Origin of the sequence: Aldersonia sp. NBC_00410, from assembly GCF_026342035.1 — a bacterium.
Taxonomy (GTDB): domain Bacteria; phylum Actinomycetota; class Actinomycetes; order Mycobacteriales; family Mycobacteriaceae; genus Aldersonia.
Window position 1 is genome coordinate 255,758 of record NZ_JAPENM010000005.1, and the last position, 13,792, is coordinate 269,549.

At 63.5% G+C, this 13,792-nt stretch carries 12 protein-coding genes; 11 read left to right on the forward strand and 1 reads right to left on the reverse strand.

Going from position 1 to position 13,792, the window contains the following annotated elements; translation table 11 throughout:
- Positions 1-35: 35 nt before the first annotated feature.
- Positions 36-1,403, reverse strand: a complete 1,368-nt coding sequence (locus tag OG921_RS13955) for a cytochrome P450 (RefSeq protein WP_266113061.1) — start codon at positions 1,401-1,403, stop codon at positions 36-38.
- A gap of 235 nt (positions 1,404-1,638) precedes the next feature.
- On the opposite strand from OG921_RS13955, the gene OG921_RS13960 reads away from it, so the two are divergent.
- The 11 genes from OG921_RS13960 (at position 1,639) to OG921_RS14010 (ending at position 13,779) form a co-directional block, all read left to right on the forward strand.
- Positions 1,639-3,195 (forward strand): AMP-binding protein, encoded by a 1,557-nt coding sequence (locus OG921_RS13960; RefSeq protein WP_266113062.1) that lies wholly within the window; start codon positions 1,639-1,641, stop codon positions 3,193-3,195.
- A gap of 201 nt (positions 3,196-3,396) precedes the next feature.
- On the forward strand, positions 3,397-4,002 hold the full coding sequence (locus OG921_RS13965; protein WP_266113063.1) for a TetR/AcrR family transcriptional regulator: 606 nt from the start codon (positions 3,397-3,399) through the stop codon (positions 4,000-4,002).
- Complete coding sequence (locus OG921_RS13970) at positions 3,999-4,505, forward strand: hypothetical protein (RefSeq protein WP_266113064.1); 507 nt, start codon at positions 3,999-4,001, stop codon at positions 4,503-4,505. The genes OG921_RS13965 and OG921_RS13970 overlap by 4 nt, the downstream gene beginning before the upstream one ends.
- A gap of 467 nt (positions 4,506-4,972) precedes the next feature.
- Entirely contained in the window at positions 4,973-5,770 is a 798-nt protein-coding gene (locus tag OG921_RS13975) for an ABC transporter permease (protein WP_266113065.1), read from the forward strand.
- 19 nt (positions 5,771-5,789) lie between these two features.
- Positions 5,790-6,638 (forward strand): ABC transporter permease, encoded by an 849-nt coding sequence (locus tag OG921_RS13980; protein ID WP_266113226.1) that lies wholly within the window; start codon positions 5,790-5,792, stop codon positions 6,636-6,638.
- A gap of 9 nt (positions 6,639-6,647) precedes the next feature.
- On the forward strand, positions 6,648-7,832 hold the full coding sequence (locus OG921_RS13985; RefSeq protein ID WP_266113066.1) for an MCE family protein: 1,185 nt from the start codon (positions 6,648-6,650) through the stop codon (positions 7,830-7,832).
- Complete coding sequence (locus OG921_RS13990; protein ID WP_266113067.1) at positions 7,829-8,851, forward strand: MCE family protein; 1,023 nt, start codon at positions 7,829-7,831, stop codon at positions 8,849-8,851. Before OG921_RS13985 ends, OG921_RS13990 begins: the two co-directional genes overlap by 4 nt.
- Positions 8,851-9,885: an MCE family protein gene (locus OG921_RS13995; protein ID WP_266113068.1), complete on the forward strand. Its 1,035-nt coding sequence runs from the start codon at positions 8,851-8,853 to the stop codon at positions 9,883-9,885. The genes OG921_RS13990 and OG921_RS13995 overlap by 1 nt, the downstream gene beginning before the upstream one ends.
- Positions 9,882-11,135 (forward strand): MCE family protein, encoded by a 1,254-nt coding sequence (locus OG921_RS14000; RefSeq protein WP_266113069.1) that lies wholly within the window; start codon positions 9,882-9,884, stop codon positions 11,133-11,135. Before OG921_RS13995 ends, OG921_RS14000 begins: the two co-directional genes overlap by 4 nt.
- Positions 11,132-12,283, forward strand: coding sequence for an MCE family protein (locus tag OG921_RS14005; RefSeq protein WP_266113070.1), 1,152 nt, complete (start codon positions 11,132-11,134; stop codon positions 12,281-12,283). The genes OG921_RS14000 and OG921_RS14005 overlap by 4 nt, the downstream gene beginning before the upstream one ends.
- Positions 12,283-13,779 (forward strand): MCE family protein, encoded by a 1,497-nt coding sequence (locus OG921_RS14010; RefSeq protein ID WP_266113227.1) that lies wholly within the window; start codon positions 12,283-12,285, stop codon positions 13,777-13,779. Before OG921_RS14005 ends, OG921_RS14010 begins: the two co-directional genes overlap by 1 nt.
- The last annotated feature ends 13 nt before the right edge of the window (positions 13,780-13,792 follow it).

Here is a 13,792-nt window from a genome sequence, read left to right on the forward strand (position 1 = left end):
ACATCTACACCGCCGCCGCGACATGGCGTCGCAGTTCAATCGATTTGCGCCGCCGCGCGGCGGACCGTCACCGGCGCGGCGAGTTCCTGCTCGGCGCAGATGCGCTGCAGTTTGTCGAGTGTCTCGTCGAGTCCCGCCCCCACCGCTCGCCCCGGTGTGAACGTAGCCGGCAGTTTCTGCATGCCCTGGATGACACCGATGGTCTCGTAGTGCACCGCACCGTCGACATCGCAGCGATAGTCCGGCATTCGATCGAGTACCGCAGTCAGCATCGATTTGAACACGGTGCGAGCTACATTGGAGCCGATACAGCGGTGCCCGCCGAGCCCGAAGCTGAAGTGGCGATTCCCCTTGCGGTCCAGCACTATCCGATCGGGGTCGGCGAAAACTTCGGGATCGCGGTTGGCCATCGCCCAGGACAGCCACAACCGTTCGCCCGCCCTGAACGCCGTGTCCGCGATCTCGAAGTCCGCTGCGATCGTCCGCCCGTCGCCTGGCGCCGGGGTGAAGTAGCGCAGGAACTCCTCGGTCGCGGGGTTGAGCAGCGCGTCGCGGTCGCGACTCAACCGGGTCCGTTCCTCGGGATTCTCGGAAAGCCATTCGAGCGAGTGCGCGGTCAGCGCGGTCGTGGTGTCGAAACCGCCGCCGATGATCAGGCCCAGCATACCGAGGACCTCGATATCGGGCGCGGGCTCGCCGTCGATGCGCAGGTCGAGCAGTGCCTGCACGAGTCCGGGCCGTGGATTCGCGCGGATCTCCTCGATATTGCGCATGAGGTCCATACCCATCGCGATGTTCATCTCGTCGACCCGTGGTCTGTCGGGCGAGTGCTCGGGGGTGTAGAGGGACGCATGTGCGGGCTCGCAGTAGATGTCCCACTTCTTCAGCGGGATGCCCAACATCGCGAGGGTGAGCACGGCCGGCACGATGTTCGCCAGGTCGTCGACGAAATCGATAGTGCCGCTTTCGATCTTCTCGTCGAGACACGCGCGCACGATGTCGTCGACGAACGGCTCCCAGCGTGCGACGGCGGCAGGCGAGAGGTACGGATTGAGAACCTCCCGGTAGAGCCGGTGCTCGGGATCGTCCATCTCCAGGATGCCGCCGCGGGCGTACACCCGCTCGCGAGACGGATAGGGGATGGAGATGCCGCGGTAACCGCGTCGTTCGTCGTTGAGGTCGTTGTCACTCGAAATGTGCGGGCAGCGGGCCAATTCGAAAACCGCACGACTGCTCGCAGCGACCCAGTGTCCGTCATAGGTCTCGGACCACGCGACGGGGCACTTCGCGTGCATCTCCTCGGTGATGTCCTGAAACCGGTGCCGGTAGTCAGCGGTGTGACGGTCGAAGTGGTACCGATTGCGCTTGCGGTCATCGTCGGTGAGGTAGTTGTCGACACTCAACGGTGTTCCGTCCTCTCGCCGTCGCGCCGGTGGACGCGGTAGTCGTACACCCCGGCGGGCTGTGCCGAGGATCGCCGAGTACACGAACGGCGCTTTCAATATTGAGAAATTTACTCTACATATGTTGAGTAGAACAGGGCAGCCGGTTGGCCCGAAACAGCCTCGAGGCGTATTGGCGGATGTAGCCTTCGCCCACCCCGAGAGGCATGTTTCCGGCGGGAAGTGATGGACGTCGATGCGAACGATCCCCGACGAGTTGTGCAAGCGATATATCGCCGAAGGGTGGTGGAGCCTGGAAACCATAGGCGACCTGCTTGCCGAGCGCATCGCCGCAGCTCCCGGCACCGAGTTCCGGGTGCACTCGCAGGTGCGCCCCTGGTCGGGCACCTTCGGCGATGTCGAACACGTCGCCCGCCGACTCGCGGCCGGCCTGCGCGAGCGTGGCGTGGGCCCGGGCGATGTCGTGGCATTTCAGCTACCGAACTGGATGGAGGCGGCGGCCACCTTCTGGGCCGCGTCGTTCCTCGGCGCGGCGGTGGTCCCGATCGTGCACTTCTACGGCCGCAAGGAGCTCGAGCACATTCTCGCGACCGCACAGCCGAAGGTGTTCATCACCGCAGAACGGTTCGGCCGCATGGCCTACGAGCCGGATGTCAGTGCCGGCGTCCCGATCGTCGGGGTCGTGGGGGGTGTCGTCGGTCGGGACTTCGACGACCTGCTTGCCGACGAACCGATGAGTGGAACCCTCGCGGCCGATCCGGGTGCCCCGGCACTGATCGCCTTCACCTCGGGCACGACGAGCGCACCGAAAGGCGTCGTACACAGCCATCAGACGCTCGGCTGCGAAGCCCGCCAACTGGTCCAGCGCAATTCCGCGGATGACGCCAAAAATCTCACCGCGACGCCGGTCGGCCATTTCATCGGGATGGTCGGGGCGTTCTTCATTCCGGTCATGCAGGGCTTGCCGGTGCATCTGGCCGACATCTGGGATCCAGGAATGGCGCTGGCCCTGATGAAGAGCGATGGACTCACGGTCGGCGGCGGACCACCCTACTTCGTGACCAGCCTGCTCGACCACCCGGACTGCACGCCGGAACACCTCGCCCACGTCAAACAGTTCGGGCTCGGCGGCTCGGTGGTCCCCACCGCTGTCACCCGCCGGATTGCCGACCTCGGGATCATCGTCTTCCGAGCCTACGGAAGCACCGAGCATCCCTCGATCACCGCTTCGCTCAACAGTGCGCCCGAAGACAAGCGTCTGCTGACCGACGGGTGCGCGTTGCCCGGTGTGGAGGTCCGGCTGGCAGAGGACGGCGAAATCATCAGTCGCGGACCGGATTTGTGCCTCGGTTACCTCGACGACGCACTGACGAGCAGGGCGTTCGACAGCGACGGCTGGTACCACACCGGCGATATCGGCGTGTTCGACGAGGACGGCTATCTGACTGTGACCGACCGCAAGTCGGATCTGATCATCCGCGGTGGCGAGAACATCAGCGCGATGGAGGTGGAGGAGGTTCTGCTCGGTATGCCCACGGTGGCCGAGGCGATCGTTGTCGCGGCGCCGGATGAGCGTTTCGGCGAGCGGGTCGCGGCCGTGCTGCGGGTGCGGCCCGATGCCTCGATGCCCTCGCTCGAGCAGGTGCGGACTCATTTCGAGGGCGCGGGTGTGGCCAGGCAGAAATGGCCGGAACTGCTGGTAGAGGTCGCGGAGTACCCACGCACCGCCAGCGGGAAGGTGCAGAAGAACATCATCCGAGACAACATTGCCCAAACGTCTCGACGAGAATGAAGCGCCGATGTATCGCGTTCTCTCGCCGCTGCTGATTCCCAACCAACGCACCCCGCAAAGCCGAGCGAGTGATCGGTCTGCCATGCGGACGTCGATTGCGCAAGATTTCGGATCGCCGATTTTGATGAGACCCTTGTCACACTGCAAAAACCAACTTAATGTTGGTTCACCAGGTTTGCCGGTCGACAGAGAGGTTGGGTGGTGACCGATTCTCGGCCGTACGCCACGCTGTTGGCCAAAGGCGAAGACCGCCGTCAGCTGATTCTCGCCGTCGCCCAACGGAGCCTGACCCGCAGCGGATGGCGCAACACGACGCTCGCCCGGATCGCGGAGGAAGCCGGCGTCACGGCAGCCGGAGTGCTACATCATTTCCAATCCAAGGAGCAGTTGCTGCATGCGCTGCTCGATGCCCGCGACGCCGATGACGAGGCAAGTTCGGACCAGTCCGGTGACTTGATCGAAGGAATCCGTACCACCGCCGACCGAATCGAACATTCGCCCGAATTGGTCGGAATGTTCGTTGTTTTATTGGCAGAGAATCTATTTCCCGGCACGCCACTCCACGAACGCATGCTGAATCGCTGGCGCACCGCGATCGACATCGTCAGCGATTCGATTCGTCGCGGCCAGGACGCGGGACAATACCGTGACGATTTCGATCCCCGTATCCGAGCCGTGGAAATCATTGCGTTCATCACCGGAATGGAGATCTCGTGGTTGATCGATCACTCGATCTCGTTGACCGCGGTCTTCAACGACTACGCAAGGGCTTTGGAACGGGACATCACGGCGGAAGGAAGATCATGAGATATCGGCTCGACGTGGTGGGGCCAAGCACGATCGACGTCGTTCGGCATGCCGGTGGCTGGTTGTTCGACCGCGCACTGGCAGGGTGGGAGGTCAGCGTCCTTACTCCCGACTATCTGGACGCGCGCGCCCTGCGGATCCTCGGCGCCGAACCGGTATCGCTGGACGCCATCCTCGATGCCGGCGGCAGCGACCGTCGACCTCATGTGGTCGCCGTGTCCGCCGACCTCTATGCCCTCGACCCGCGGATCGGGCCGGGGCTGCGCAAGGCCCTCGGTGACGGCGGCGTCGATGTCGCGATGTGGGGCGCGACGTGGCCGGTCGACCTCGAGGGCCCCGTGGACAATGTCGAGCACAAGCTCAGCCTCGCGGCGCGGGCATTCAAAGGCAAGGCACTCGCCGCCGCGGGCGTCGCACCGAACACGGTGACCGCGACCGAGGCATTCCGGACCGGAGTGCTGTCATCGCGATTCATTGGAGCCGACCTCGTGCCCGCCGGGTAGCCGCTCGCGCCGAGCGCCGGCGCGGCCCGACGGGCGCGCCGATCCGCTCCGCCACAACGCCCCTCGGCACGCATTGGGCGGCCAATGCGGGGTATCGCGCCTGCATGGGCATTTCCGCGGGTGTCCATAATCGTTGCTGCAGAGGTGGTTTCGCGATGACGCCAGTCTTCAAGGGAGGAGTGAATGAAGTAGTTGATTTCTGAATGATCTATTGCGTTCTCCGATACTGTCGGTACTATTCTCACCAATGAGAATCGGATTTCAGTGATACGGAGGATGTCGGATCTGATCTCACGGCCTCGCGACCGCTAAGCGTGGGCCGGCCGCGAATCAGCCTTCGCGGTCGTAGCCGGGGGGGACGACAGCATCCGCGTTCGCAACAGCGAGCCTCGAATGGAAATGGTGCACTACTTTGATCGTGTTGTTCCGGTGTCAGCGATGACGAGTGCGGGCGCGGCGGTGCGCTGATGGCGATCAAGATCCCGAAGTGGACGCCGCCGAGCTCACTTGGCTTGAACTCCAAGCCCATGCAATCGGTGGGTGGCCTGTTTGCCATGTCTGCGGATGCGATCAAGTTCGCGTTCCGGCGCCCGTTCCAGGCACGCGAGTTCCTCGAACAGTCGTGGTTCGTGGCCCGCGTTTCGCTGATTCCCACGTTGCTTGTCGCCATCCCGTTCACCGTGCTTGTCAGCTTCACTCTCAACATCCTCTTGCGCGAACTTGGCGCCGCCGATCTCAGCGGCGCAGGCGCAGCATTCGGTGCCGTGACCCAGATCGGCCCGATGGTGACCGTGCTTATCGTGGCCGGCGCCGGGGCCACAGCGATGTGCGCGGATCTCGGCTCGCGGACGATTCGTGAAGAGATCGACGCCATGGAGGTTCTCGGCATCGATCCGGTGCAGCGGCTCGTCACACCGCGCATGCTTGCCTCGGGCCTGGTCGCGCTGCTCCTCAACAGTCTGGTCTGCATCATCGGCATCGTGGGCGGTTACGTCTTCTCGGTGTTCGTGCAGGATGTCAACCCCGGCGCTTTCGCCGCAGGTATCACCCTGCTCACCGGCACCAACGAACTCATCATTTCCTCCGTCAAGGCTCTGCTTTTCGGGCTCGTCGCCGGACTGGTCGCCTGCTACCGCGGGCTTACCGTTTCCGGTGGCGCCAAGGGCGTGGGCAATGCGGTGAACGAGACCGTGGTGTACGCGTTCATGGCGCTTTTCGTCATCAATGTCGTAGTTACCGCCATCGGTATCCGGGCGACGGTCTGAGGGGGGTGACGTCGTGGCTTTGAGTGCTCTGGGTGCCGCCTACCCGCGCGCTGCGCGAAACATCAAGAAGCCGGTCAACAGCCTGAGCCGGATCGGTGATCATGTCCTCTTCTACATCAAGGCGCTGGTAAGCGCGCCGCGCGCGGCGATGCATTACCGTCGCGAGACGGTCCGGCTTATCGCCGAGATCAGCATGGGTTCCGGCACGCTCGCGGTGATCGGTGGAACCGTCGTGATCGTCGGCTTCCTGACCCTGGCAGCCGGTGGAACTCTCGCAGTACAGGGCTACAGCTCGCTCGGCAACATCGGCATCGAGGCCCTGACCGGCTTCCTGTCGGCGTTCATCAACGTTCGCATCCTCGCGCCGGTCGTCGCCGGCATCGGCCTCGCCGCCACGTTCGGCGCCGGAGTTACCGCACAACTGGGCGCGATGCGGATCAACGAAGAGGTCGATGCACTCGAGTCACTCGGCATCGAACCGATCCCCTATCTCGTGGGAACGCGGATGGTCGCAGGGATGATCGCGATCACCCCGCTCTACGCGATCGCGGTTGTTGCCTCATTCGTTGCGAGCCGCTTCACAACGGTGGTCTTGCTCGGCCAGTCCGCGGGTCTGTACGGACACTACTTCGCGACCTTCCTGAATCCGATCGATCTGTTGTGGTCATTCCTACAGGCGATCCTGATGGCACTCGTGATCTTGTTGATTCACACCTACTTCGGCTTCTTCGCCAGCGGTGGCCCGTCCGGGGTCGGCATCGCCGTGGGCAACGCAGTGCGCACCTCGCTGATCGCGACGGTGTCGGTGACCCTGTTGGTTTCGTTGGCGATCTACGGATCCAACGGCAACTTCAACCTGTCCGGCTGAGGGGAGCCGATGTCCAAGAATGTATTACGTCCGCTGATGGGCCTGGTGGCCATCCTGGCGCTGGTCGGCATTGTTGGCGTGGCCGTCGTCCTGTTTCAGGGCGGACTTACGGACTCCGTAGAGGTGCGCGTGCTATCACCGCGTGCCGGACTGGTGATGAATCCCGACGCCAAAGTGAAGATGAACGGTGTGACGGTCGGCAAGGTCGGCTCGATCGAGGAACTGCCCGAGGGGCAGGCCGAGTTGCATCTGGCGATGAATCCGGAAGATATGCAACGGATTCCGTCCGATGTCACCGTGGATATCGCAGCGAGCACCGTGTTCGGCGCGAAGTATGTCGAATTGATCCCGCCGGCGACTCCGTCGGCAGAGCGGATGTATGCCGGCCAGGTATTCGACGCGCAGCAGGTGACAGTCGAAGTCAATACCGTATTCGAGCAACTCACCTCGGTGCTGGGGAGTATCGAACCGGAGAAGCTGAACGAAACGCTCGGCGCCATCGCCGTCGCGACCCGCGGCCGCGGCGATCAGTTCGGCCAGATGCTTGTCGATCTCGATGCACTGCTGGTCAAGCTCGACCCGAGCCTGCCCGCGCTGCGCAGTGATCTCGCAATGGCGCCGGTCGTGGTCGACAGCTACGCGCAGGCTGCGCCGGACCTGGTGACGACGGTAGGCAATGCCTCGCCGCTCAGCCAGACCGTCGTCGAGGAGCAGCAGAACCTGGATGCCGTGCTGGTCAGCGTGATCGGGCTGTCGGACGTCGGCACTCCGATACTCAACGAGAACCACGCGCCCTTGGCGAATGCTCTCGACCTGCTGGTGCCGACCCTTGCGCTTACCAACGAGTACGCCCCGGCGCTCACCTGCGGGGTGCAGACCCTGGCCAAGCTGAATTCCGGGGCCACAGTCGGCACTGGCGGTGTCGGATTGGCGGCCAGCTTCCTGTTGGGTGAAGATCCCTACAGGTACCCGGAAAATCTGCCCAAGGTCGCGGCCAGTGGCGGACCGCATTGCATGGGAGCCCCGGATCTGCCGTTCGGTACGCGTCCGAAGTTTCTGGTCACCGATATCGGCACGAATCCATGGGTGGACGATGGCACGACCGTCCAGGTGAACGCGGGAAACCTCACCCAACTACTGTTCGGTGGCGTGCCGCGGACACCGGTCCCTGCCGGAGCTGAGGGTCCGCGATGAGACGCAATGCGATGCTGATCAAGTTCTCCGCGTTCGCGGTGGTCATGCTCATCCTGTCCGCTTTCCTCGTCCTCGTTTTCAGCCAGTACCGAAGCGGCTCCACCACCTCGTATTCCGCGATTTTCGCGGATTCTTCGGGGTTGAAGTCGGGGGATACGGTGCGAGTTGCCGGGATACGGGTGGGCACTGTCAAGGGCGTGCAGCTGCGTGACGACAAGACGGTGAAGGTCACGTTCGACGCCGACGACACTCTCGCGCTGACCGACGGCACAAAGATCGCGGCGCGCTATCTCAACCTGGTCGGTGACCGGTACCTCGAAGTCGTCGACGCGCCCGGTTCCACGCATGTGCTGAAGGCCGGTTCCGAGGTTCCGTTGGATCACACCGAGCCGGCGCTGGACCTCGACCTGCTGCTCGGCGGTTTCAAGCCCGTCATCCAGGGCTTGAAACCGCAGGAGGTCAATGCCCTCACCGCGTCACTTGTGCAGATCCTGCAGGGTCAGGAGGACACCGCCGGCTCTCTGCTGAACAAGACGGCGTCCTTCACCTCGGCCCTGGGCAACAACAGCCAGACCATCGAGCAGCTAATCGACAACCTGAAGACGGTGATGGAGACACTGTCCCGCAACGGTGACGAGTTCTCGGCCACCGTGGACAAACTCGGCGCACTCGTTGATCAGCTTGCGGCCGAGCGGGATCCGATCGGAGCAGCTATCGTGTCGCTCGACAAGGGAACGGCCACGATTGCCGATCTACTGACACAGGCGCGACCGTCGCTCAACGGTTCAATCGAGAATCTTCAGGTCGCGGCCACCAACATCGACAATGACCTTCCCACGCTGGACAAGGCGCTGAGCGTGGCGCCGGAGAACTTCCGGAAGATGGCGCGCACCGGGGCGTACGGCGGCTTCATCCAGTACTGGATCTGCGGCGTCACGGTCCGGGTGTCCGATCCGAACGGTGGAGTGATAGTGCTGCCGTGGATCAGGCAGACGACCGGAAGGTGCGCTGATTCCTGATGCTGAAGTACAAAAACTCGAAACTGTTCCGGCAGGGCATCGTCGGCGTTGTGATGATCGTGTGCGTCATCCTGGTCGGACTGCAGTCCACGAAGTTCATCACGTTGAAAACACCCGTCCACTACGAAGCAGTGTTCTCCGAGGCCGGCGGCTTGACCGCAGGCGCCGATGTGATTGTTTCCGGTATGAAAGTCGGTACGGTATCGAAGATTTCGCTGCGCAACGGCGACGCCGTGGCGACGTTGTCCGTCGACGGCAAGATCGAGTTCGGCTCGGAAAGCACCGCGCACGTCAGGACCGGCTCGTTGCTTGGCAAGCGCATCGTGACGATCGAGTCGCAAGGCTCGGGGTCGCTGAAGCCGCGCGACACGATCCCAGTCGAGCGGACCGGGTCGCCGTACTCGCTAACCGATGCCGTGAGTGAGCTCACCACGAATGCGGCCGGCATCGATACGGATCAGCTCAATCAGTCCCTGGACACCCTGACCGCGACCCTGGACAGCGTCGCACCGGAACTCGGCCCGACATTCGACGGACTGACTGCGGTGTCCCGGGCGCTCAACGCACGCAACGAATCGCTGCGTGATCTGTTGAAGACGACTGCAGATGTGAGTGGGATCCTCGGCGAACGCAGCGAACGCGTAAACAGCCTGATCCTCAACGCGAATCTGCTGGTCGGCGTACTCAACGATCGTCGGCAGGCGATCTCGACATTGCTGGCGAACACGAACGCCGTCGCACTGCAACTCTCCGGTCTCGTCGCGGACAACGAGGCCGAGTTGGGGCCGACACTGGACCGGCTGAATTCCGTTTCGGCGCTTCTGGAGCGGCAACGTGACAACATCAACACGGCGATTCCGGGCCTCGGCAAGGTCGCGCTGACTCAGGGCGAGGCGATATCGGGCGGTGCGTTCTACAACGCCTACGTAGCCAATCTGGCTTTGGGGCCGTTGATTCAGCCGTTCATCGACCAGGCGTTTGGACTCCAGCCTGCCGCGCCGTTCCCGCTGCCACACCTGGAGACGCCCCGATGATGCGCAATCGTTTTGTCCGGATCACAGGCATCGTGGTCGTGGCGATCCTGGTGATCGCCGGTCTCGTGGTTGGGCAACGGCAGTTGTTCGGACCATGGAAGCTGAGTGCCGACTTCACCACCGCCACGGGTATATACCCGGGTGATGACGTTCGCGTTTCCGGTGTCAAGGTCGGCACAATCAAATCCATCGACGCCAACGGGACCAGCACCCGAATCGAAATGGCCGTCGATCGTGGGGTGAAGGTCCCGGCCGACGCCGACGCGATCATCGTGGCGCAAAACCTCGTAGCCGCACGGTACGTCCAGCTGACTCCGTCGTACCGGAACGATGGCCCGACCATGGCGGAGGGCACTCATATCCCGCTGGAGCACACCGCCGTTCCGGTGGAGTGGGACGAGGTCAAGGTCCAACTCGACAGGTTGGCGACCGATCTCGGTCCGGACGGTTCCGGTTCCAGCACGGCCGGCCGATTCATCGACAGCGCCGCGAATGCGATGGCGGGCAACGGTGACAAACTGCGCGAAACGCTCGCGCAGTTGTCCGATGTCGGGCGAATCCTCGCCTCGGGCAGCGGAAATATCGTCGACATCATCAAGAACCTGCAGATCTTTGTGTCGACATTGAGCAAGAGCAGCGAGCAGATCGTTCAGTTCGAGAATCGGCTCGCATCGCTGACCAGTGTGCTGGACGGCAGCCGGTCCGATCTCGATGCCGCGCTGAATAGCCTGTCGGTGGCAGTCATCGATGTGCAGCGATTCGTCGCCGAGAACACCGACCGGACCAGCGAGTCGGTGCAGCGCCTCGCGAACGTGACGCAGAATCTCGCCGACCACAAGGACGGACTCGAGGAGTTGCTGCACGTGTTTCCCACCAGCCTCGCCAACTTCTACAACATGTACAACCCGGAAACCGGCACCCCCGCAGGTGTGTTGGGGCTGAATCAGTTCTCGAATCCGCTCCAGTTCATCTGCGGCAGCGTGGCGAGTATCGAGAACGTGACGGCTGCCGAGGGCGCGAAGAGGTGCGCCGATTTCCTCGGCCCGATCGCCCCGATGTTGATGTTCAACACCTTGCCGTTCAAGATCAGCCCGCTGAATTCGCCGAGTCCGCCGTCGGACTTGCTGGTCTACAGCGAGCCCGACCTGATTCCCGCGGTCGTCGCACCGCCGAATACGCCGAACTCACCGGCAAAGGCACCGGTCGCGATTCCGGATCTATTGGCTCCCTTCGGAAGGCCTAATCCATGAGCGCCCGCAGCGATACTTGGATTCCCAGCCGGGCCGGCCGCCGTGCCCGCCTGGTGGCCGCCGGTTGTGCAGTGGTGGCGTCCGTATCCGGCTGCGGCTGGCAGGGTGTGAACGCAATGACGCTGCCGGGTGCCGTCGGTAATGGCGGCGGCGCCACGGTCTACCACGCCGAGATCGCCAATGTCGGGACGCTCGAATCGAATTCGCCCGTGCTGATCGACGATGTCGTGGTCGGCCATGTGGGACCGATGAAGGTCGACGGGTGGCATGCGAATGTCGAGTTCACCGTTGAGCCCGGAGTGAATGTTCCGGCGAATGCGGTTGCGACCGTCGGTCAGACGAGCCTGCTCGGTTCCATGCACCTCGCGCTCGACCCCCCGGCGGGACAGCAGCCGGAAGGTGCGATCGCGCCCGGATCGACTATCCCGCTGGATCGCTCGAAAACCTTCCCCTCGACGGAGCAGACGCTCGCGTCGTTGTCGGTGGTGCTCAACGCCGGTGGCCTCGGTCAGATCGGCGAGATCATCGAGAACTTCAACGATGCCCTCAACGGCAGGCAGGACGCGATCCGTGATTTGCTGCCGCGCCTCGACACCCTGATCGGCACCCTCGACTCGCAGCGCGGCGAGATCGTGGCAACCATCGACGGTCTCAATCGGCTGTCCGCAACGTTCGCGGGGCAAAGTGCAGTTCTGGACGAGGCACTGGTGAAGCTCCCGCCCGCTCTCGACGTGCTGCTGCAGGAGCGTCCGAACCTGACCACCGCCATCGACAAGCTGCGGGTGTTCAGCGACACCGCCACCTCGGTGGTGGACGATGTCAAGTCCGACCTGATCACGGACCTGCGCAACCTGGAGCCGACGCTGAAAGCTCTCGGGGACGTCGGCCCGAAGATCAACGAGGCTGTCGCCTTCACCGTTGCCTTCCCGTACGGCCAGAAGGGGCTCGACAAGTTCATCAAGGGCGACTATCTGAATCTGGATGCGACCGTCGATCTCACCGTTCCGCGTCTGCAGCGCTCATTGCTGCTCGGCACCCCGCTGGGTGACCCCAACGCGGTGCTACAGGCGGCAGTGGGAGACCCCGGCTACGCCGCACAGCACACCAACGACCCGCTCGGTGCGCCCGTCAATGGAGGGGGACGATGATCCTGTCGCGCTTCGTGCGCATCCAGTTGGTGATCTTCTCGATTATCGGGATCATCGGCCTCGTCATGATGTCCGTGAACTACATGCATGTCCCGTCCATGGCCGGGATAGGCCGGATGGATGTGAAGCTGAATCTGCCCGCGGCAGGTGGCCTGTACCGGTTCGGCAACGTCACCTACCGAGGTCTCGAGGTCGGCAAGGTCACGAAGGTGGAACTGACGGATACCGGCGCGCAGGCCACGCTGTCGATCGACGACTCCGCAAAGATCCCTGTGGATCTGAAGGCAGAGGTCCGCAGCATCTCGGCGGTCGGTGAGCAGTACGTCGACCTTCGTCCCAACGTCGACTCGGGGCCGTATCTACACGCGGGCTCGGTCATCGATGCGAACGACACGACGATCCCGCAGCCGGTCGGCCCGATGCTCGACAACGTCAGCAAACTTGTGGGAAGTATTTCCACCGAGAGCATGAGCAGCCTGCTCGATGAGACGTACAAGGGCCTCAACGGGGCCGGCGACGACCTCGGCTCGGTGATCGATTCGGCATCCACCCTCGTCGGCGATGTCAACGGCGTCTCGGATCAGACGGCCGCGCTCATCGAAGACAGTGTGCCCCTGCTCGATTCGCAGGTGCGGTCGACCGACGCGATCGACGTCTGGTCGCGGAGCCTGGCCGGAGTTACCGATCAGTTGGTGACCAACGAGCCGCAGATCCGCTCCATCCTGGCTACCGCGCCGGCTGCGGTGAACGACACCACACAGCTGCTCGATTCGGTCAAGCTGACCCTGCCTGTCATGCTGGCAAGTCTCGGCACAGTCGGCCAGGTCGCCGTCACCTACCATCCGGCGCTCGAGCAGTTGCTCGTGCTGTTCCCGCCGGCGATGATGGCGCTCCAGTCGTACCACCCCGAGAACAACGTCATGGGCCTCGGGATGGGCGACTTCCGCATCAGCGGCTTCTCCGATCCGCCGCCCTGCACCGTCGGCTTCCTGCCGCCGTCGGCGAGGCGCCCAGGGTGGGACACGACGACCATCGACACGCCCGACGGGCTGTACTGCAAGCTGCCGCAGGACTCGCCGGTCGCTGTGCGCGGCGCCAGAAACTTCCCCTGCATGTCGAAGCCGGGCAAGCGTGCTCCGACAGCTGCGATGTGCGACAGCGACGAGAACTTCGAACCGCTGGCGAACGAGGAGCCTGTCGTCGGCCCTTACCCGCATGACCCGAGTCTCGAAGCGCAGGGCGTAGCACCGGATTCGCGTTACCTGCCGCCCGACCAGCAGGCGCCTCCAATGTCCTCGATCGTGCCGCCAACTCCGCCGCGGAATACCCCGGCCGCCTACAGCGGGACGGGCACGACCAACGGACCGACCATGGCCAGTGCGCAATACGATCCGACCACGGGTCGATATGTGACGCCCGATGGGCACGCATTCGCGCAGAGTGATCTGGTGAGCCCCGCGGCGAACCGGACCTGGCAGGACATGCTGGCGCACTGAGGGGTTGATCTCG